This window comes from Streptomyces sp. NBC_00637, from assembly GCF_045161545.1.
In the GTDB taxonomy this organism is placed as follows: domain Bacteria; phylum Actinomycetota; class Actinomycetes; order Streptomycetales; family Streptomycetaceae; genus Streptomyces.
Genome location: NZ_CP109046.1, coordinates 3518786 through 3539672 on the forward strand (window position 1 = coordinate 3518786; position 20887 = coordinate 3539672).

At 69.6% G+C, this 20887-nt stretch carries 15 protein-coding genes; 1 reads left to right on the forward strand and 14 read right to left on the reverse strand.

Features of this window, described 5'->3' with window-relative positions:
* Positions 1–3: 3 nt before the first annotated feature.
* Complete coding sequence (locus OG440_RS15220) at positions 4–2817, forward strand: fumarate reductase/succinate dehydrogenase flavoprotein subunit (protein ID WP_406007368.1); 2814 nt, start codon at positions 4–6, stop codon at positions 2815–2817.
* Positions 2818–2895: 78 nt separating this feature from the next.
* On the opposite strand, the gene recQ is transcribed toward OG440_RS15220, so the two are convergent.
* From recQ to OG440_RS15290, 14 genes are all read right to left on the reverse strand, one after another.
* Positions 2896–4923 carry a DNA helicase RecQ gene (gene recQ / locus OG440_RS15225; RefSeq protein ID WP_406011362.1) on the reverse strand — a complete coding sequence of 676 codons (2028 nt, stop codon included), beginning with the start codon at positions 4921–4923 and terminating at the stop codon, positions 2896–2898.
* A gap of 267 nt (positions 4924–5190) precedes the next feature.
* Positions 5191–6849, reverse strand: coding sequence for an NADH-quinone oxidoreductase subunit NuoN (gene nuoN, locus OG440_RS15230; protein ID WP_406007369.1), 1659 nt, complete (start codon positions 6847–6849; stop codon positions 5191–5193).
* Positions 6846–8441, reverse strand: a complete 1596-nt coding sequence (locus OG440_RS15235) for an NADH-quinone oxidoreductase subunit M (RefSeq protein WP_406007370.1) — start codon at positions 8439–8441, stop codon at positions 6846–6848. Before OG440_RS15235 ends, nuoN begins: the two co-directional genes overlap by 4 nt.
* Before the next feature lie 5 nt (positions 8442–8446).
* Positions 8447–10360: an NADH-quinone oxidoreductase subunit L gene (nuoL, locus tag OG440_RS15240; RefSeq protein ID WP_406007371.1), complete on the reverse strand. Its 1914-nt coding sequence runs from the start codon at positions 10358–10360 to the stop codon at positions 8447–8449.
* Positions 10361–10375: 15 nt separating this feature from the next.
* On the reverse strand, positions 10376–10675 hold the full coding sequence (nuoK, locus tag OG440_RS15245) for an NADH-quinone oxidoreductase subunit NuoK (protein WP_020130147.1): 300 nt from the start codon (positions 10673–10675) through the stop codon (positions 10376–10378).
* Positions 10672–11514, reverse strand: coding sequence for an NADH-quinone oxidoreductase subunit J (locus OG440_RS15250; RefSeq protein ID WP_406007372.1), 843 nt, complete (start codon positions 11512–11514; stop codon positions 10672–10674). The genes nuoK and OG440_RS15250 overlap by 4 nt, the downstream gene beginning before the upstream one ends.
* Complete coding sequence (gene nuoI / locus OG440_RS15255; protein ID WP_406007373.1) at positions 11511–12152, reverse strand: NADH-quinone oxidoreductase subunit NuoI; 642 nt, start codon at positions 12150–12152, stop codon at positions 11511–11513. Before nuoI ends, OG440_RS15250 begins: the two co-directional genes overlap by 4 nt.
* Positions 12145–13506, reverse strand: coding sequence for an NADH-quinone oxidoreductase subunit NuoH (gene nuoH / locus OG440_RS15260; RefSeq protein WP_406007374.1), 1362 nt, complete (start codon positions 13504–13506; stop codon positions 12145–12147). The genes nuoI and nuoH overlap by 8 nt, the downstream gene beginning before the upstream one ends.
* Positions 13503–16007 carry an NADH-quinone oxidoreductase subunit G gene (locus tag OG440_RS15265; RefSeq protein WP_406007375.1) on the reverse strand — a complete coding sequence of 835 codons (2505 nt, stop codon included), beginning with the start codon at positions 16005–16007 and terminating at the stop codon, positions 13503–13505. The genes nuoH and OG440_RS15265 overlap by 4 nt, the downstream gene beginning before the upstream one ends.
* Complete coding sequence (nuoF, locus tag OG440_RS15270) at positions 16004–17356, reverse strand: NADH-quinone oxidoreductase subunit NuoF (RefSeq protein ID WP_406007376.1); 1353 nt, start codon at positions 17354–17356, stop codon at positions 16004–16006. Before nuoF ends, OG440_RS15265 begins: the two co-directional genes overlap by 4 nt.
* Positions 17353–18225, reverse strand: coding sequence for an NADH-quinone oxidoreductase subunit NuoE (gene nuoE, locus OG440_RS15275; RefSeq protein ID WP_406007377.1), 873 nt, complete (start codon positions 18223–18225; stop codon positions 17353–17355). The genes nuoF and nuoE overlap by 4 nt, the downstream gene beginning before the upstream one ends.
* A complete protein-coding gene (locus tag OG440_RS15280; protein ID WP_406007378.1) occupies positions 18222–19544 on the reverse strand; it encodes an NADH-quinone oxidoreductase subunit D in 1323 nt (440 codons plus the stop codon). Before OG440_RS15280 ends, nuoE begins: the two co-directional genes overlap by 4 nt.
* Positions 19541–20323 carry an NADH-quinone oxidoreductase subunit C gene (locus OG440_RS15285; protein ID WP_406007379.1) on the reverse strand — a complete coding sequence of 261 codons (783 nt, stop codon included), beginning with the start codon at positions 20321–20323 and terminating at the stop codon, positions 19541–19543. The genes OG440_RS15280 and OG440_RS15285 overlap by 4 nt, the downstream gene beginning before the upstream one ends.
* Positions 20320–20874: an NADH-quinone oxidoreductase subunit B family protein gene (locus tag OG440_RS15290; protein ID WP_328480343.1), complete on the reverse strand. Its 555-nt coding sequence runs from the start codon at positions 20872–20874 to the stop codon at positions 20320–20322. Before OG440_RS15290 ends, OG440_RS15285 begins: the two co-directional genes overlap by 4 nt.
* Positions 20875–20887: the final 13 nt, after the last annotated feature.

A 20887-nucleotide genomic window follows, 5' to 3' on the forward strand; every position in this document is an offset into this window, starting at 1 on the left:
CCGGTGGACACCCTCCTCCAGATCCCCGCGCTCGGCGACGCCGAGGAGCTGACCTGCGACGTCCTCGTCATCGGGGGCGGCACCGCCGGCACCATGGCGGCCCTGACCGCCGCCGAGCACAGTGCGGACGTCCTGCTCCTGGAGAAGGCTCACGTCCGGCACTCCGGGGCCCTCGCGATGGGCATGGACGGCGTCAACAACGCGGTCATCCCCGGCCGCGCCGAGCCCGACGACTACGTCGCCGAGATCACCCGCGCCAACGACGGCATCGTCGACCAGTCCACCGTCCGCCAGACCGCCACCCGGGGCTTCGCCATGGTGCAGCGCCTGGAGTCGTACGGCGTGAAGTTCGAGAAGGACGAGCACGGCGACTACGCGGTCCGCCAGGTCCACCGTTCCGGCTCCTACGTGCTGCCCATGCCGGAGGGCAAGGACGTCAAGAAGGTGCTGTACCGGCAGCTGCGGCGGCGCGAGATGCGGGAGCGGATCCGCATCGAGAACCGGGTGATGCCGGTGCGCGTGCTGACCTCGCCGGAGGACGGGCGCGCCATCGGGGCGGTCGGCTTCCACACCCGTACGGGGCGGTTCGTCACCGTCCGCGCGGGCGGGGTCGTCCTCGCGACCGGAGCCTGCGGCCGTCTCGGCCTGCCCGCCTCCGGCTATCTCTACGGCACCTACGAGAACCCGACCAACGCGGGCGACGGCTACGCCATGGCCTACCACGCGGGCGCCGAGCTGACCGGCATCGAGTGCTTCCAGATCAACCCGCTGATCAAGGACTACAACGGTCCAGCCTGTGCCTACGTCGCCAACCCCTTCGGCGGCTACCAGGTCAACCGGCACGGCGAACGCTTCGTCGACTCCGACTACTGGTCGGGCCAGATGATGGCCGAGTTCGCGGCGGAGGTCGCGAGCGACCGGGGGCCGGTGTACCTGAAGCTGAGCCACCTCCCCGAGGAGTCGGTCTCCGCCCTGGAGTCGATCCTGCACTCCACCGAGCGTCCGACCCGGGGCACCTTCCACTCCGGACGCGGGCACGACTACCGCACGCACGACATCGAGATGCACATCTCGGAGATCGGCCTGTGCGGCGGCCATTCGGCTTCGGGCGTACGGGTGGACGAGCACGCCCGCACCACCGTCCCTCGCCTGTACGCCGCCGGTGACCTGGCCTGCGTCCCGCACAACTACATGATCGGCGCGTTCGTCTTCGGCGACCTGGCCGGCTCCGACGCGGCCCGGTACACGGCCTACGACGGTGAGCTTCCCGCCGACCAGCTCCGCGAGGCACACGAGCTGATCTACCGCCCGCTGCGCAACCCGGAGGGCCCGCCGCAGCCCCAGGTCGAGTACAAGCTGCGCCGTTTCGTGAACGACTACGTGGCACCGCCGAAGTCGGGCGCACGGCTGTCGCTGGCTCTGGAGTCCTTCGAGCGGATGCGCGTCGACATCGCCGAGATGGGCGCCCGCACGCCGCACGAGCTGATGCGGTGCGCCGAGGTCTCCTTCATCCGGGACTGCGCGGAGATGGCCGCGCGCGCCTCGCTGGCCCGTACCGAGTCCCGCTGGGGTCTCTACCACGACCGTCTCGACCACCCGCACCGCGACGACGCCTCCTGGTTCCATCACCTCGATCTGCACAAGTCCCCCTCTGGTGCGATGGAGTTCACGGCCCGGCCGGTCGCTCCGTATCTGGTTCCGGTCGACGAGTTCACCCCCGTCGGCGGGCTGTCCCGTCCGCTCGGCGAAGTCCACCCCGAGAACGTGGCCACGGCCGGTTCACGGGACGTGGCACCCGTCGCCGCCGGGGCCGAGGCCGCCATCCCGCAGTCCGCGGGCGCCTCGGCGCTCCCGACGCCCGAAGCCGTTCCCGATCAGTCCTCCCCCCAGTCGTCCGTTCGTCTCCTCGAACTCGTCGCCCTCGCCGAGAGCGAGCCCGAACTCGCCTCTCTGCTGCCCTACTTGACCGATCCGGCGGCCGCGGTACGGCGCGAGGCCGTCGCCGTCCTCACCGAGACCGTGCCCTCGGGCACCGGTCCCGCGCTCGCCGAGGCGCTGCGCGACTCCTCCCCGGAGGTGCGCGCCGCCGCGGCGGCCTCGCTGCGCGAACTCGTCGAGACCCTGCCGGCGGAACCGGCCCTGCGCGAGGGGCTCGCCGCCGCCTTGGCCGAGCCCGATCCCGTCGTCCGCGCCGCGGCCCTGGACGTGCTGCGCGCTCTGCGGCTCGGTGACGTCGTCCTGTTCGCGGGCTCGCTCACCGACACCGACATCGCCGTCCGTATCGAGGCCGTCCGCGCCCTGGTCTCCGTCGACGCCGCCGGGGAGCTGGCCCGCGCGGCGACCGCCGACCCGTCCCGCGAGGTCCGCGTCACCATCGCCAAGTCCCTGGCCACGGTGGCGGCAGGCCACCTGAGCGACATCGGCTCCGACGCGGACATCACCCCCGAGCACGACGCCGTCCACGCGGCCCTCGTCGGGCTCGTCGACGACACCGACGCCCTGGTGCGGGCCGCCGCCTACGGGGCCCTGGGCACCACCGGCTGCCCGGCGCCACTCGCCGCGCGGGCCGTGAGCGCTCTGGCCGACCCCGCCTGGCAAGTGCGCGCCGGTGCCGCGACGGCGCTGTCCGTGGCCCACCCCGACACGGCCCTCCCCGTCCTCGCCAAGGCGCTGGCCGACCCGAATGCCGACGTCCGCAAGGCCGCCGTCCTGGCCCTGACCCGGCACCGCGCCTCGGAAGCCGCCCGCGCGGCCCTCGCCACAGCGACGACGGACTCCGACGCGGACGTCAGGGCGTACGCGACGCGCGCTCTGTGACCGGCTCCCCCGCCGCGATTCCGCCCCCGCCGCCGTCCGGGGTCCCGCGCCCGCTCTCCAGGCCCGCGCCCAGGTTGCCTATATCCAGTCCTCGGGCTCCGGCTCGGCGTCCATCTCGGGCCAGTAGTCGGAGGCACCCGGATCCGTTTCGTCACCCCGCGCGGTGCCGGAGGCCGGGCTCGCGGCGGGCCCCGGAGCGGTGGTGTCCGGTGACCCGCCCAGGGAGGCCAGTACGGCGATCACGCCCTCCCCGTACGTCACCAGCTTCTTCTCGCCGACCCCGCTGATCCCGCCGAGCTGCTGTACCGAGGTCGGCCAGACCGTGGCGATCTCCCGGAGCGTGGCGTCGTGGAAGATGACGTACGCCGGGACGCCCTGCTCGCGGGCCTGCTCCGCGCGCCAGGCACGCAGGGCCTCGAAGGCGGGCTGCAGTTCCTCGGGCAGCTCGGCCGCGGCGGCCTTCGCCTTGCCCCTGCCGGAGGAGCCCGACGCCCTGGAGGTCGCCGGCCTCTTCGGCTCCTTGCGCAGCGGCACGTCCCGCTCGCGGCGCAGTACCGAGCCGCTGGCCTCCGTCAGCACCAGCGTGCCGTAGTCCCCTTCGACGGCGAGCAGGCCCTGTGCCAGCAACTGCCGCACGACGCCGCGCCATTCGCCCTCCGAGAGGTCCTCACCGATACCGAACACCGACAGCTGGTCGTGGTCGAACTGGATCACCTTGGCCGAGCGCTTGCCCGTCAGGATGTCGATGATCTGCACCGCGCCGAACTTCTGCCCGCGCTCCCGCTGAAGCCGCACCACGGTAGACAGCACCTTCTGGGCCGCGACGGTGCCGTCCCAGGTCTCCGGTGGTGTGAGGCAGGTGTCGCAGTTGCCGCAGCCCGCCGGATCGGGTTCCTGGCCGAAGTAGGCGAGCAGCTGGCCGCGGCGGCACCGGGCGGTCTCGCACAGCCCCAGCATCGAGTCCAGGTGCGCGGCGGCCCTCCGGCGGAAGGCCTCGTCGCCGTCACCGGACTGGATCAGCTTGCGCTGCTGTATGACGTCGTTGAGGCCGTACGCCATCCACGCCGTGGAGGGCAGTCCGTCGCGGCCGCCACGCCCCGTCTCCTGGTAGTAGCCCTCGATCGACTTGGGCAGGTCGAGGTGGGCGACGAACCGGACGTCGGGCTTGTCGATGCCCATGCCGAAGGCGATGGTCGCGCATACGACCAGGCCGTCCTCCCGCAGGAACCGGGACTGGTGCGCCGCGCGCGTGCCCGCGTCCAGACCCGCGTGGTAGGGCACCGCCTCGACCCCGTTGCGGGAGAGGAACTCGGCCGTCTTCTCGACGGAGTTGCGCGAGAGGCAGTACACGATGCCGGCGTCGCCCGCGTGCTCCTCGCGCAGGAAGCTGAGCAGCTGCTTCTTGGGGTCGGCCTTCGGCACGATCCGGTACTGGATGTTGGGCCGGTCGAAGCTCGCCACGAAGTGCCGGGCCGACGGCATGTTCAGCCGCTGGGTGATCTCCTCGTGCGTCGCGCGGGTGGCCGTCGCCGTGAGGGCGAGCCGCGGGACGTCCGGCCAGCGCTCGCCGAGCAGCGAGAGGGACAGGTAGTCGGGCCGGAAGTCGTGGCCCCACTGGGCGACGCAGTGCGCCTCGTCGATCGCGAAGACCGCGATCTTGCCGCGGGAGAGGAGGTCCAGGGTGGACGACAGCTTCAGTCGCTCGGGCGCCAGGTACAACAGGTCCAGCTCCCCGGCGAGGAACTCGGCCTCGACCACGCGCCGCTCGTCGAAGTCCTGCGTGGAGTTCATGAACCCGGCGTTGACGCCGAGCGCCCGCAGCGCGTCCACCTGGTCCTGCATCAGCGCGATCAGCGGCGAGACCACGATGCCGGTGCCGGGCCTGACCAGGGCGGGGATCTGGTAGCACAGCGACTTGCCGCCGCCGGTCGGCATGAGGACGACCGCGTCGCCGCCGGCCACCACGTGGTCGATGACCGCTTGCTGCTCGCCGCGGAAGGCGTCGTATCCGAAGACCCGGTGCAGCGTGGCCAGCGCCTCGCTCTCGGTCCGCTCCGGTGTCCCGGTGATACCTGTCATCTCGCTGATCCCGCCCGTCCCGCCCATCGACTGGTCCCCCGTACGTCGTCTCTCGACCACTGCCTCCACGATAGGGGTCCGGACTGACAGCGCCGGAGTTATCCACAGCCTCGTTCGCGTGACTCCGGCGACTCCGATGCCTCCGCAGGATCCGTTGACTCCGCCGGCTCCGGGTGACGGGCGCGGGGAAGTCCCGGACTGGATCACCCGTGCGACGCCGACGGGCCCGGCCCCCACCTGGGGAACCGGGCCCGTCGTACAGGCACACAGGCTGACGCGCCCGCGCGGAGCGGCTCAGCGCACGAACACTCCCGCCTGGTTCGCCAGGTCGAGGAAGTACTGCGGCGCCACACCGAGCACCAGCGTGACCGCCACACCCACCGCGATCGCCGTCATCGTCAGCGGCGACGGAACGGCGACGGTCGGGCCGTCGGGCCGAGGCTCGCTGAAGAACATCAGCACGATCACACGGATGTAGAAGAACGCGGCGATCGCCGACGAGATCACACCGACCACGACCAGCGGGGCCGCGCCGCCCTCCGCCGCCGCTTTGAACACGGCGAACTTACCGGCGAACCCGGAGGTCAGCGGGATACCGGCGAAGGCCAGCAGGAACACCGCGAACACGGCCGCCACCAAGGGGGACCTGCGTCCGAGCCCGGCCCACTTGGACAGGTGGGTCGCCTCGCCACCGGCGTCGCGCACGAGGGTGACCACCGCGAACGCGCCGATCGTCACGAACGAGTACGCGGCCAGGTAGAAGAGGACCGACGAGACGCCGTCCGGGGTGGTCGCGATGACACCCGCGAGGATGAATCCGGCGTGCGCGATGGACGAGTACGCCAGCAGCCGCTTGATGTCGGTCTGCGTGATCGCGACGATCGCGCCGCCCAGCATGGTGACGATCGCGACGCCCCACATGACCGGCCGCCAGTCCCAGCGCAGGCCGGGCAGGACGACGTAGAGCAGGCGCAGCAGCGCGCCGAAGGCGGCCACCTTGGTCGCCGCTGCCATGAAGCCGGTGACGGGGGTCGGCGCGCCCTGATAGACGTCGGGCGTCCACATGTGGAAGGGCACCGCGCCCACCTTGAACAGCAGCCCCATGACGATCATCGCGGCGCCGACGAGGAGCAGCGCGTCGTTGCCCATGGTGTCGGCGAGCGCCGGGTTCACGTTCTGGATGGTGCCGTCGACGACCTGCGCGATCGTGCCGTACGACACCGAGCCGGCGTACCCGTACAGCAGTGCGATGCCGAAGAGGGTGAACGCGGAGGCGAACGCGCCGAGGAGGAAGTACTTGACCGCGGCCTCCTGCGACATGAGCCGCTTGCGGCGGGCCAGTGCGCACAGGAGGTACAGGGGCAGCGAGAAGACTTCCAGGGCGATGAAGAGGGTCAGCAGGTCGTTGGCCGACGGGAAGACCAGCATGCCGGCGACCGCGAACAGCAGCAGCGGGAAGACCTCGGTGGTCGCGAACCCCGCCTTGACCGCGGCCTGCTCGCTGTCGCTGCCGGGTACGGAGGCGGCCTGGGCGGCGAAGGAGTCGACCCGGTTGCCGTGCACCTCGGGGTCGAGGCGCCGTTCGGCGAAGGTGAACAGGCCGACCAGAGCGGCCAGCAGGATCGTGCCCTGAAGGAAGAGGGCCGGTCCGTCGACCGCGATCGCGCCCATGGCCGCGATGCGTGCCTTCGTGGTGCCGTACCCGCCCTCCGCCAGCGCGACCACCGCGGCGAAGGCGGCGGTCAGCGCCACGACGGATACGAACAGTTGTGCGTAGTAGCGGTGCTTGCGCGGCACGAAAGCCTCGACGAGCACTCCGATGATCGCCGCACCCAAGACGATCAAGGTGGGCGACAATTGCCCGTACTCGATCTTCGGCGAGTCGATCTTCGAGATCGGGTCGGCCGCGGTTGCCGCCGTTGTCCACAGGCTGTGGACGGCTGATGCGCTCACTTGGCCGCCTCCACCTCGGGCTGGGGGTCCTTCTTCTGCACGTCGGACAAGGTCTGCTTGACCGCCGGGTTCACGATCTCCGTGAGGGGCTTCGGATAGACGCCCAGGAAGATCAACAGCAGGATCAGCGGGGTGACGACCACGAGCTCACGCGCGCGCAGGTCGGGCATCGCCGAGACGTCGGGCTTCACCGGGCCCGTCATCGTCCGCTGGTAGAGGACGAGGGTGTAGAGCGCGGCGAGGACGATGCCGAAGGTCGCCACGATGCCGATCGCCGGGTAGCGCGCGAAGGTGCCGACCAGGACCAGGAACTCGCTCACGAAGGGCGCGAGACCCGGCAGCGAGAGCGTCGCCAGACCACCGATCAGGAAGGTGCCGGCGAGCACCGGGGCCACCTTCTGGACCCCGCCGTAGTCCGCGATGAGCCGCGAGCCGCGCCGGGAGATCAGGAAGCCCGCGACCAGCATCAGGGCGGCCGTCGAGATCCCGTGGTTGACCATGTAGAGCGTCGCGCCGGACTGACCCTGGCTGGTCATCGCGAAGATGCCCAGGATGATGAACCCGAAGTGCGAGATCGACGCGTACGCCACCAGCCGCTTGATGTCCCGCTGCCCCACCGCGAGCAGCGCCCCGTAGATGATGCTGATCACCGCGAGGACGAGGATGGCGGGCGTCGCCCACTTGCTCGCCTCCGGGAACAACTGGAGGCAGAACCGCAGCATCGCGAAGGTGCCCACCTTGTCGACGACCGCCGTGATCAGCACGGCGACCGGAGTGGTCGCCTCGCCCATGGCGTTGGGCAGCCAGGTGTGCAGCGGCCACAGGGGGGCCTTCACGGCGAAGGCGAAGAAGAAGCCCAGGAACAGCCAGCGTTCGGTGTTCGTCGCCATGTCGAGCGTGCCGTTGGCGCGGGCCTCGGCGATCTCCGTGAGCGAGAAGTTCCCCGCGACGACGTAGAGGCCGATCACCGCGGCCAGCATGATCAGACCGCCGACCAGGTTGTACAGGAGGAACTTCACGGCCGCGTACGACCGTTGCGTGGACGCCGCCTCCTCACCGTGCTCGTGGGCACGGTCCCCGAAGCCGCCGATGAGGAAGTACATCGGGATGAGCATGGCTTCGAAGAAGATGTAGAAGAGGAAGACGTCGGTCGCCTCGAAGGAGATGATCACCATCGCCTCGACGGCCAGGATCAGGGCGAAGAAGCCCTGCGTCGGCCGCCAGCGCCCCGCAGCGAAGCTGCTGAGAGAGGCGTCGCCCGTCTCCAGCGGATCGGCGTCGTGCCAGCCCGCGAGGATGATGAACGGGATCAGCAGCGCGGTCAGCGCGAGGAGCGCCACCCCGATGCCGTCCACGCCCAGCTCGTACCTGACCCCGAAGTCAGCGATCCAGGAGTGGGATTCGGTGAGCTGGTAGCGGCCCCCGTCCGGGTCGAAGCGGACCAGGACGACGATCGCCAGGGCGAGTGTCGCAAGGGAGAACACCAGGGCCAGCGATTTGGCGGCGTTGCGCCGGGCGGCCGGTACGGCGGCCGTGACGACCGCCCCGATCGCCGGGAGCGCCGCCGTCGCTGTCAGCAGAGGAAAGGACATCGGTATCAGACCGCCCTCATCAGCAGGGTCGCGGCGATGAGGAGTGCCGCACCGCCGAACATCGAGACCGCGTACGACCGCGCGAAGCCGTTCTGGAGCCGGCGCAGCCGCCCGGAGAGGCCGCCGACCGAGGCCGCCGTGCCGTTGACGACTCCGTCGACCAGGGTGTGGTCGACGTAGACCAGGGAGCGCGTGAGGTGCTCGCCGCCACGGACCAGGACGACGTGGTTGAAGTCGTCCTGGAAGAGATCGCGCCGGGCGGCCCGGGTGAGCAGCGACCCGCGCGGTGCGACGACCGGGACGGGGCGCCGGCCGTACTGGGCGTAGGCGATCGCCACGCCGATGACGAGCACCACCATGGTGGCGAGGGTGACCGTCAGGGCACTGACCGGAGAGTCGCCGTGGCTGTGGCCCGTGACGGGCTCCAGCCAGTGCAGGAAGCGGTCGCCGATGCTGAACAGGCCGCCCGCGAAGACCGAGCCGAAGGCCAGCACGATCATCGGGATGGTCATGGACCTGGGCGACTCGTGCGGGTGCGGCTCGTGTCCGTCGGCGTCGGGCTGCCAGCGCTTCTCACCGAAGAACGTCATCAGCATCACGCGCGTCATGTAGTACGCGGTGATGGCCGCGCCGAGCAGGGCGCATGCGCCGAGGATCCAGCCCTCGGTGCCGCCCTTGGCGAACGCCGCCTCGATGATCTTGTCCTTGGAGAAGAAGCCGGACAGACCCGGGAAACCGATGATGGCGAGATAGCCGAGTCCGAACGTGACGAAGGTGATCGGCATGTAGGTGCGCAGGCCGCCGTACTTGCGCATGTCGACCTCGTCGTTCATGCCGTGCATGACCGAACCGGCGCCGAGGAACAGCCCGGCCTTGAAGAACCCGTGCGTCACCAGGTGCATGATCGCGAAGACGTAGCCGATGGGGCCGAGGCCCGCGGCCAGCACCATGTAGCCGATCTGCGACATGGTCGAGCCGGCCAGCGCCTTCTTGATGTCGTCCTTCGCGCAACCGACGATCGCACCGAAGAGCAGCGTGACCGCACCGACGACGGTGACGACGAGTTGCGCGTCGGGCGCGCCGTTGAAGACGGCCGCCGAGCGGACGATCAGGTACACGCCCGCCGTCACCATCGTCGCCGCGTGGATGAGCGCGGAAACCGGGGTCGGGCCCTCCATCGCGTCCCCGAGCCAGGACTGGAGCGGCACCTGCGCGGACTTGCCGCAGGCGGCGAGCAGCAGCATCAGGGCGATGGCGGTGAGCTTGCCCTCGCTCGCGTCACCCGCGATGCCGGGCTCACCCTCCGTCCCGAGCAGCGGGCCGAAGGCGAAGGTCCCGAAGGTGGTGAACATCAGCATGATGGCGATCGACAGGCCGATGTCGCCGACGCGGTTGACCAGGAAGGCCTTCTTCGCGGCGGTGGCGGCGCTGGGCTTGTGCTGCCAGAAGCCGATGAGCAGGTAGGACGCGAGCCCGACGCCCTCCCAGCCGACGTACAGCAGCAGGTAGTTGTCGGCGAGGACGAGCAACAGCATCGCGGCCAGGAACAGGTTGAGATAGCCGAAGAAGCGGCGGCGCCGCTCGTCGTGCTTCATGTACCCGACCGAGTACAGGTGGATCAGCGAGCCGACGCCCGTGATCAGCAGCACGAACGTCATCGACAGCTGATCGAGGCGGAAGGCGACGTCCGCCTGGAAGCCCTCGACCGGGATCCAGCTGAACAGGTGCTGCGTCAGCGTCCGGTCCTCGGCGTCCCTGCTCAGCAGGTCGCTGAAGAGGATGACACCGAACACGAAGGAGACGGACGACAGAAGCGTGCCGATCCAGTGGCCGACGGCGTCGAGCCGCCGGCCGCCGACCAGAAGGACGGCCGCTCCGAGCAGGGGCGCCGCGATCAGCAGCGCAATCAGGTTCTCCACGATTCTTCCGACCCCTTACAGCTTCATCAGGCTGGCGTCGTCGACCGAGGCCGAGTGGCGGGAACGGAACAGCGACACGATGATCGCGAGTCCGACCACGACCTCCGCGGCGGCGACGACCATCGTGAAGAAGGCGATGATCTGGCCGTCGAGATTGCCGTGCATCCGGGAGAAGGTGACGAACGCGAGGTTGCAGGCGTTGAGCATGAGCTCGATACACATGAAGACGACGATCGCGTTGCGCCTGATCAGCACGCCTGTCGCACCGATCGTGAACAACAGGGCCGCGAGGTAGAGGTAGTTGACGGGGTTCACTTCGATGCCTCCTCGGTCCGCTTCAGGTGTGGCGGCTCGATGGCGGTCCGCTCCAGGCGCTCCTCCGCGCGCTGTTCCAGGGCCTTGAGGTCGTTCAGCGCCTCGGCGGACACGTCCCGGATCTGACCGCGCTCGCGCAGCGTCTTGCTGACCGTGAGCTCGGACGGGGTGCCGTCGGGCAGCAGGCCCTGGACGTCCACGGCGTTGTGCCGCGCGTACACACCGGGCGCCGGCAGCGGCGGCAGGTGCTTGCCCTCACGGACCCGCTGTTCGGCCAGCTCACGCTGGGTCTTGGCCCGTTCGGTGCGCTCGCGGTGGGTGAGCACCATGGCGCCGACGGTGGCCGTGATGAGCAGGGCGCCGGTGATTTCGAAGGCGAAGACGTACTTGGTGAAGATGAGGGCGGCGAGGCCCTCCACGTTGCCGTTCGCGTTCGCCTCGGTGAGGCCGCTGAACTCCGTCAGGGAGGCGTTGCCGATGCCGGCGATCAGCAGGATGCCGAAGCCGAGGCCACTGACGAGGGCCAGCCAGCGCTGGCCCTTGATGGTCTCCTTCAGGGAGTCCGCCGCGGTGACGCCGACGAGCATCACCACGAACAGGAACAGCATCATGATCGCGCCGGTGTAGACGACGATCTGCACGATGCCCAGGAAGTAGGCGCCGTTGGCGAGATAGAACACCGCCAGAACGATCATGGTGCCGGCGAGACAGAGCGCGCTGTGCACGGCCCTCTTCATGAAGACGGTGCACAGGGCGCCGATCACCGCGACGGTGCCGAGCACCCAGAACTGGAAGGCCTCGCCGGTCGAGGTGGAGTAGGCGGCGAGTTGCGCGCTCATCGGCCGATCACCTCCTGCGACGCCGGCTCGTCCGGACCGGACGTGGCGGCGGCATCCTGCGGCCCCTCGCCCTTGGAGACGGCCGGCTGCTGTTCCGTGCCGGGCGCCGCCTCCGTCACCAGGCCCCGGTAGTAGTCCTGTTCGTCCGTGCCCGGGTAGATCGCGTGGGGCGAGTCGACCATGCCCTCTTCGAGGCCGGCGAGCAGTTGTTCCTTGGTGTAGATCAGGTTGGCGCGACTGGAGTCGGCGAGCTCGAACTCGTTGGTCATCGTCAACGCGCGCGTGGGGCATGCCTCGATGCACAGGCCGCACAGGATGCAGCGGGCGTAGTTGATCTGGTAGACGCGCCCGTACCGCTCGCCCGGGGAGTAGCGCTCCTCGTCGGTGTTGTCCGCGCCCTCGACGTAGATGGCGTCGGCGGGGCAGGCCCAGGCGCACAGCTCGCAGCCGACGCACTTCTCCAGGCCGTCCGGATGGCGGTTGAGCTGGTGCCGTCCGTGGAACCGGGGAGCTGTGGTCTTCTCCTGCTCCGGGTACTGCTCGGTCAGCCGCTTCTTGAACATGGCCTTGAAGGTCACGGCGAAGCCGGCCACGGGGTTCTGGAAACCGGGCTTGGTCTCCTTGGGCTCCTCAGCCATCGGACGCCTCCTTTCCATCCAGCGATCCGTCACTCACAGTGTCCACCCCACCACTGACAATGAGCTCTCGCTCCTGCCGCGGGCGGCGCCTGGGCACGGGCGGCAACTCCTGGCCGGGCAGCGGCGGTACGGGGAATCCGCCCGCCATCGGGTCGAAGCCGGCGGGCTCGGCGGGAGCCTTTGCCTCCTTGCCCGCGTTGCGGAACATGTCCGCGATGAAGGACAGCAGCAACAGGACCAGGACTCCGCCGCAGACGTAGAGAGCGATCTCGGCGAAGTCGTAGTTCTCGTTGCGCAGGGTCCGTACGGTCGCGACGAGCATCAGCCAGGTCACCGACACGGGGATCAGGACCTTCCAGCCGAGCTTCATCAACTGGTCGTAGCGGACGCGGGGAAGCGTGCCGCGCAGCCAGATGAAGAAGAACAGCAGCAGCTGCACCTTGACGACGAACCAGAGCATCGGCCACCAGCCGTGGTTCGCGCCCTCCCAGAAGGTGCTGATCGGCCAGGGGGCCCGCCAGCCGCCGAGGAAGAGCGTGGTCGACACCGCGGAGACCGTCACCATGTTCACGTACTCGGCGAGCATGAAGAGCGCGAACTTGATCGACGAGTACTCGGTGTTGAAGCCGCCGACCAGGTCGCCCTCGGACTCCGGCATGTCGAAGGGGGCGCGGTTGGTCTCGCCGACCATCGTGACGATGTAGAGGATGAAGGAGACCGGCAGCAGCAGGATGTACCAGCGGTCGTGCTGCTGCTCGACGATCGTCGACGTCGACATCGACCCCGAGTAGAGGAACACGGAGGCGAACGCGGCGCCCATGGCGATCTCGTAGGAGATCATCTGCGCGCAGGACCGCAGGCCGCCCAGCAGCGGGTAGGTGGAGCCGGAACTCCAGCCCGCCAGCACGATGCCGTAGATGCCGATCGAGGCGACCGCGAGAATGTAGAGCATCGCGATCGGCAGGTCGGTCAGCTGCATCGTGGTGCGCTGGCCGAAGATCGAGACCTCGTTGCCGGCCGGGCCGAAGGGGATCACGGCGATCGCCATGAAGGCCGGGATGGCCGCGATGATCGGCGCGAGGACGTACACCACCTTGTCCGCGCGCTTGACGATCAGGTCTTCCTTCAGCATCAGTTTGACGCCGTCGGCGAGCGACTGGAGCATGCCCCAGGGGCCGTGCCGGTTGGGGCCGACGCGCAACTGCATCCAGGCGACGACCTTGCGTTCCCAGACGATGGAGAACAGCACGGTCACCATCAGGAAGGCGAAGCAGAAGACCGCCTTGACGACGACCAGCCACCAGGGGTCGTGGCCGAACATCGAGAGGTCTTCAGCGGCGAGGTACGGGCTCATGCCTCCACCTCCTGGGGAGCGGCGGCGTCGAGCTTCGCCGGGCCGATGCGGACGAGCGAGCCGGGGACGGCCCCGGCGTCGGAGGCGACGCCCCGGCCGGTGGAGTTCAACGGAAGCCAGACCACCCGGTCGGGCATCTCGGTGATCCGGAGCGGCAGTTCGACGACCCCGGCGGGGCCGGTCACGGCGAGCACGTCGCCGTCCTTGACGCCCGCCTCGGCGGCCGTCGCGGGCGACACACGCGCGCGTGCGGCGTGTCGGGTCCCGGCGAGCGCCTCGTCGCCCTGCTGGAGGACGCCCTGGTCGAGCAGCAGGCGGTGGCCTGCGAGGACGGCCTCCCCCGCGGCGGGGCGGGGCAGCTGAGCGGCGCTCTCGTGGGGCTCGGAGGCCCTCGGACCGTCCCACGCGCCGAGCCGGTCGAGCTCCGTGCGCGCGGTGCGCAGGTCGGGCAGGCCGAGGTGGACGTCCATGGCGTCGGCGAGCATCTGGAGCACGCGCGCGTCGGCGGGCGCCGCACGGCGCGTCATCTGGTCGGGCTTCAGTGCCGCCTCGAAGAAGCGGACCCGGCCCTCCCAGTTCAGGAAGGCGCCGGCCTTCTCGGCGACCGCGGCCACAGGGAGGACCACATCGGCGTGCTCGGTGACCTCGCCTGGCCGCAGCTCCAGCGACACGACGAAGCCGGCCTCGGCGAGCGCCGCACGCGCGCGTGCCGGGTCGGGCAGGTCCGCGACCTCCACGCCCGCGACGAGCAGCGCCTGAAGTTCGCCGGCCGCGGCGGCCTCGACGATCTGCCCGGTGTCGCGCCCGTAGCGGTGCGGCAGGCCGGCCAGGCCCCAGGCCGCGGCGACCTCCTCACGCGCGCGCGGGTCGGTGGCCGGACGGCCGCCCGGCAGCAGCGACGGCAGCGCGCCCGCCTCGATCGCACCCCGCTCGCCCGCCCGGCGCGGAATCCACACCAGTCGGGCGCCGGTCGCCGAGGCGGCCCGCACGGCGGCGGTGAGACCGCCGGCCACACCGGCCAGCCGCTCCCCGACGACGATCACGGCGCCCTCGGCGCGGAGCGCCTCGGCGGCCTTGCCGCCCGCGTCCTCCAGGCCGACGCCGCCCGCGAGCGCGTCCAGCCACTCCGTCTCGGTGCCGGGGGCGGCCGACAGCAGCGTGCCGCCCGCCTTCTCCAGGCCCCGGGTCGCGTGCGTGGCCAGCGAGAACACCCGCTGCCCGTGCTTGCGCCAGGCCTTGCGCAGCCTCAGGAAGACGCCGGGCGCCTCCTCCTCCGACTCGAACCCGACGAGCAGGACGGCGGGCGCCTTCTCCAGGAAGGTGTACGTGACGCCCGTACCGTCGAGGTCACGGCCGCGCCCCGCGACGTGGGCGGCCAGGAAGTCGGCCTCCTCACCGCTGTGCACGCGCGCGCGGAAGTCGATGTCGTTGGTGTCGAGCGCCACGCGCGTGAACTTGCTGTACGCGTAGGCGTCCTCGATGGTCAGGCGGCCACCGATCAGCACGCCGGTCCTGCCACGCGACGCCAGCAGACCCTGAGCCGCGATCTGCAGCGCCTCCGGCCAGGAGGCCGGTACGAGATCACCCTCGGCGTCACGCACCAGAGGCGTAGCGAGCCGGTCCCGCTGCTGCGGGTACCGGAACGCGAACCGCCCCTTGTCGCAGATCCACTCCTCGTTGACCTCGGGGTCGTTGGCGGCCAGACGCCGCATGACCTTGCCGCGTCGGTGGTCGGTGCGCGTGGCGCAGCCACCGGAGCAGTGCTCGCAGACCGACGGCGAGGAGACCAGGTCGAAGGGCCGGGAGCGGAATCGGTACGCCGCCGAGGTCAGCGCGCCGACCGGGCAGATCTGGATGGTGTTTCCGGAGAAGTACGACTCGAAGGGGTCGCCCTCACCCGTCCCCACCTGCTGGAGCGCACCCCGCTCGATCAGTTCGATCATCGGGTCGCCGGCCACCTGGTTGGAGAACCGGGTGCAGCGCGCGCACAGCACGCACCGCTCACGGTCGAGCAGCACCTGTGTGGAGATCGGCAGGGGCTTCTCGTACGTCCGTTTCCTGCCCTCGAAGCGGGACTCGGCCTGGCCGTGCGACACAGCCTGGTTCTGCAGCGGGCACTCGCCGCCCTTGTCGCAGACCGGGCAGTCCAGCGGGTGGTTGATGAGGAGCAGCTCCATCACACCGTGCTGTGCCTTCTCGGCCACCGGTGAGCTGAGCTGGGTCTTCACCACCATGCCGTCGGTGCACGTGATCGTGCAGGACGCCATCGGCTTGCGCTGGCCCTCGACCTCGACGATGCACTGCCGGCACGCGCCGACCGGATCGAGGAGGGGATGGTCGCAGAAGCGCGGGATCTCGATGCCGAGTTGCTCGGCGGCCCGGATGACCAGGGTGCCCTTGGGCACGCTGATCTCGGCGCCGTCGATCGTCAGCGTCACGAGATCCTCCGGCGGGACCGCCGCCTCGCCGCCTCCGGAGGGAGCGCTGGTGGTCACCGTCATGCGTTCACCTCCGTGTGCTTGTCCGCCCAGACCGTCGACTTGGCCGGGTCGAAGGGGCAGCCGCGGCCCGTGATGTGCTGCTCGTACTCCTCGCGGAAGTACTTGAGCGAGGAGAAGATCGGCGAGGCGGCGCCGTCGCCGAGGGCGCAGAAGGACTTGCCGTTGATGTTGTCGGCGATGTCGTTGAGCTTGTCGAGGTCGGAGAGGGCTCCCTTGCCGGCCTCGATGTCCCGCAGCAACTGCACGAGCCAGTACGTTCCCTCACGGCACGGGGTGCACTTGCCGCAGGACTCGTGGGCGTAGAACTCGGTCCACCGGGTGACTGCCCGCACGACGCAGGTCGTCTCGTCGAAGCACTGGAGAGCTTTGGTGCCGAGCATGGAACCCGCGGCACCCACTCCTTCGTAGTCGAGAGGGACGTCGAGGTGCTCCTCGGTGAACATCGGCGTCGAGGAGCCGCCCGGTGTCCAGAACTTGAGCCGGTGCCCGGGTCGCATGCCGCCGCTCATCTCGAGGAGCTGGCGGAGGGTGATGCCGAGCGGGGCCTCGTACTGGCCGGGGCCGGCGACGTGGCCGCTGAGCGAGTAGAGCGTGAAGCCCGGGGACTTCTCGCTTCCCATCGACCTGAACCATTCTTTGCCGTTTTGCAGAATCGCGGGAACCGACGCGATCGACTCGACGTTATTCACCACAGTCGGGCACGCGTAGAGGCCCGCGACAGCCGGGAAAGGAGGGCGCAGCCGCGGTTGACCACGGCGGCCTTCGAGCGAGTCGAGCAGCGCGGTCTCCTCACCGCAGATGTACGCGCCGGCGCCGGCGTGCACGGTGAGTTCGAGGTCGAGTCCGCTGCCCAGGATGTTCTCGCCGAGGTAGCCGGCCGCGTAGGCCTCGCGCACGGCCTCGTGCAACCGCCGCAGAACGGGGACGACTTCACCACGCAGATAGATGAAGGCATGAGACGACCTGATGGCATAACACGCGATCACAATGCCCTCGATGAGGCTATGCGGGTTCGCGAAGAGGAGCGGGATGTCCTTGCAGGTCCCGGGCTCCGATTCGTCGGCGTTGACAACTAGATAGTGCGGCTTTCCATCACCCTGGGGAATGAACTGCCATTTCATTCCCGTCGGGAATCCCGCGCCGCCGCGCCCGCGCAGACCGGAGTCCTTGACGTACGCGATCAGGTCGTCCGGCGACATGGCGAGCGCCTTGCGGAGGCCCTCGTACCCTTCGTGCCTTCGGTAGACGTCCAGACTCCAGGACCGGTCCTCGTCCCAGAAGGCCGACAGCACGGGTGCGAGCAGCTTCTCCGGGCTGTTGCCTTTCAACTCGGGTGCCAAGGTCATCACTCCCCCTCCTCGGCGGTAGGCCCTGCCGGGTGAGCCGGGTCGGAGGCCGACGTGTCCTGAGGCGCGTCGTGCGAACTCTGGTGCTCCGCGGGCGACGGCTCGTGCACCACCCGGTCCTGCGGTTGGTCGTGCGGCCCGCCGTCCCGCGGGTGGACCACGCGCGCGGGTGCGGTCTCTCCCCTTGCCAGGCGAAGACCCACCAGCGACGCCGGTCCCGCACTGCCGCTCGCCTCGACGGCCCCGTCCCGCTCGTCGGGGAAGCCCGCCAGGATCCGGGCGGTCTCCTTGAAGGTGCACAGCGGCGCACCGCGCGTCGGCGAGACCGTGTGACCGATCCGCAGGTCGTCCACCAGGCGCTTGGCGCTCTGCACGGTCTGGTTGTCGAAGAACTCCCAGTTGACCATCACCACCGGCGCGAAGTCACAGGCCGCGTTGCACTCGATGTGCTCCAGGGTGATCTTGCCGTCGTCGGTGGTCTCGCCGTTGCCGATGCCCAGGTGCTCCTGGAGCTCCTCGAAGATCGCGTCGCCGCCCATCACCGCACACAGCGTGTTGGTGCAGACCCCCACCTGGTAGTCGCCGCTGGGGCGGCGCCGGTACATGGAGTAGAAGGTGGCGACCGCGGTGACCTCGGCCGTGGTCAGTTCCAGCACGTCGGCGCAGAACCGCATCCCGGTGCGCGTGACGTGCCCCTCCTCCGACTGCACGAGATGCAGCAACGGCAGGAGCGCGGACCGGGAGTCGGGGTAGCGGGCGATGATCTCGCGCGCGTCCGCCTCCAGCCGGGCCCGGACGTCGTCCGGGTAGGCGGGCGCCGGCAGATCGGGCATGCCCAGGCTGACGCCCCGCTCGGAAGAAGAGGTGGTCACCGGTCGACGCCTCCCATTACGGGGTCGATGGAGGCGACGGCGACGATGACGTCGGCGACCTGGCCGCCCTCGCACATCGCTGCCATGGCCTGAAGGTTGGTGAAGGACGGGTCCCGGAAGTGGACCCGGTAAGGGCGGGTGCCTCCGTCGGAGACGGCGTGCACCCCGAGTTCGCCCTTGGGTGACTCGACGGCCGCGTACGCCTGTCCCGGCGGGACGCGGAATCCCTCGGTCACCAGCTTGAAGTGGTGGATCAGGGCCTCCATGGAGGTGCCCATGATCTTCTTGATGTGGTCCAGGGAGTTGCCGAGGCCGTCGGGGCCCAGGGCGAGCTGGGCCGGCCAGGCGATCTTCCGGTCGGCGATCATGACGGGGCCGGGCTGGAGCCGGTCCAGGCACTGCTCGACGATCCGCAGCGACTGGCGCATCTCTTCCAGACGGACGAGGAAGCGGCCGTAGGAGTCGCAGGAGTCCGCGGTCGGGACATCGAAGTCGTATGTCTCGTAGTCGCAGTACGGCTGCGCCTTGCGCAGGTCGTGCGGGAGGCCGGTGGACCGCAGGATCGGGCCGGTGGCGCCGAGGGCCATGCAGCCGGCCAGGTCGAGATACCCGACGTCCTGCATACGGGCCTTGAAGATGGGGTTCCCGGTGGCGAGCTTGTCGTACTCGGGAAGGTTCTTCTTCATCTTCTTCACGAACTCGCGGATCTGGTCCACCGCGCCGGGCGGCAGGTCCTGGGCGAGTCCGCCGGGGCGGATGTACGCGTGGTTCATCCGCAGGCCCGTGATGAGCTCGTAGATGTCGAGAATCATTTCACGATCACGGAATCCGTAGATCATGATCGTGGTGGCGCCGAGTTCCATGCCGCCGGTGGCGATGCACACCAGGTGGGAGGACAACCGGTTCAGCTCCATCAGGAGCACCCGGATGATCTTGGCTCGCTCGGTGATCTGGTCCTCGACACCGAGGAGCTTCTCGACGGCGAGACAGTAGGCGGTCTCGTTGAAGAAGGACGTCAGGTAGTCCATGCGCGTCACGAACGTGGTGCCCTGCGTCCACGTGCGGTACTCGAGGTTCTTCTCGATGCCGGTGTGGAGGTAGCCGATGCCGCAGCGGGCCTCGGTGACCGTCTCGCCCTCGATCTCCAGGATGAGGCGGAGCACCCCGTGAGTGGAGGGGTGCTGGGGACCCATGTTGACGATGATGCGCTCGTCGTCGGCGCGGGTCGCGGACTGGACGACCTCGTCCCAGTCGCCACCGGTGACCGTATATACAGCGCCCTCGGTGGTCTCACGGGCGGATGCTGACTGCGTGCTCATGAGTACGACCTCCGCTGGTCCGGAGCCGGGATCTGGGCGCCCTTGTACTCGACGGGGATGCCGCCGAGGGGGTAGTCCTTGCGCTGCGGGTGGCCCTGCCAGTCGTCCGGCATCATGATCCGCGTCAGGGCCGGGTGACCGTCGAAGACGAGCCCGAAGAAGTCGTACGTCTCGCGTTCGTGCCAGTCGTTCGTGGGATACACGGAGACCAGGGACGAGATGTGCGGGTCGGCGTCCGGGGCGCTGACCTCCAGCCGGATCAGCCGGTTGTGGGTGATCGAGCGCAGGTGGTAGACCGCATGCAGCTCGCGGCCCTTGTCGTTCGGGTAGTGCACGGCGCTGACGCCGGTGCAGAGCTCGAAGCGCAGGGCCGGGTCGTCGCGCAGGGTGCGGGCGACCCGCGGCAGGTGCTCGCGTTCGATGTGGAACGTGAGCTCGTCGCGGTCGACGACCGTCTTCTCGATCGCGTTGGCGGGGAGCAGACCCTGCTCCTCCAGTGCGCCCTCGAGTTCGTCGGCGACCTCGTCGAACCAGCCTCCGTAGGGCCGGCTCGCCGCTCCCGGGAGCCGGACGGAGCGGACCAGGCCGCCGTATCCGGAGGTGTCGCCGCCGTTGCTGGCGCCGAACATCCCGCGCTGGACGCGGACCTCCTCGCCGCCCTGGCCGCGCTGGCCGGGGAGGTTGGAGGCGGAGAGATCCTTCTCGGGGTTCACGCCGTTCGTGCCGTTACCCCCGTTCGAGGACCCGTTCGCGCCGTGGGTGCCGTTCGCGTCGCTCACCGCAGCAGCCCCTTCATCTCGATCATGGGCAGGGCCTTGAGAGCCGCTTCCTCCGCCTCACGGGCCGCCTCCTCGGCGTTCACGCCGAGCTTGGCGTTCTGGATCTTGTGGTGGAGCTTGAGGATCGCGTCCATCAGCATCTCGGGGCGCGGCGGGCAGCCCGGGAGGTAGATGTCGACGGGCACGATGTGGTCGACGCCCTGGACGATCGCGTAGTTGTTGAACATGCCGCCGGAGGAGGCGCACACGCCCATGGAGATGACCCACTTGGGGTTCGGCATCTGGTCGTAGACCTGCCGGAGCACCGGCGCCATCTTCTGGCTCACCCGGCCGGCGACGATCATCAGGTCCGCCTGACGGGGCGAACCCCGGAAGACCTCCATACCGAAGCGCGCCAGGTCGTAGCGGCCGGCGCCGGTGGTCATCATCTCGATGGCACAGCAGGCGAGGCCGAACGTGGCGGGGAAGACGGACGCCTTGCGCACCCAGCCGGCGGCCTGCTCGACGGTGGTCAGCAGGAATCCGCTCGGCAGCTTTTCTTCGAGTCCCATGGCTAAAGGCCCC

Excerpts from the sequence above, each read along its gene's own strand:
- recQ (WP_406011362.1), bottom strand. The coding sequence starts at position 4,923 with ATGGGCGGGACGGGCGGGATCAGCGAGATGACAGGTATCACCGGGACA.
- OG440_RS15235 (WP_406007370.1), bottom strand. The coding sequence starts at position 8,441 with ATGTCCTTTCCTCTGCTGACAGCGACGGCGGCGCTCCCGGCGATCGGG.
- OG440_RS15250 (WP_406007372.1), bottom strand. The coding sequence starts at position 11,514 with ATGAGCGCGCAACTCGCCGCCTACTCCACCTCGACCGGCGAGGCCTTC.
- nuoI (WP_406007373.1), bottom strand. The coding sequence starts at position 12,152 with ATGGCTGAGGAGCCCAAGGAGACCAAGCCCGGTTTCCAGAACCCCGTG.
- nuoH (WP_406007374.1), bottom strand. The coding sequence starts at position 13,506 with ATGAGCCCGTACCTCGCCGCTGAAGACCTCTCGATGTTCGGCCACGAC.
- OG440_RS15265 (WP_406007375.1), bottom strand. The coding sequence starts at position 16,007 with ATGACGGTGACCACCAGCGCTCCCTCCGGAGGCGGCGAGGCGGCGGTC.
- OG440_RS15280 (WP_406007378.1), bottom strand. The coding sequence starts at position 19,544 with ATGAGCACGCAGTCAGCATCCGCCCGTGAGACCACCGAGGGCGCTGTA.
- OG440_RS15290 (WP_328480343.1), bottom strand. The coding sequence starts at position 20,874 with ATGGGACTCGAAGAAAAGCTGCCGAGCGGATTCCTGCTGACCACCGTC.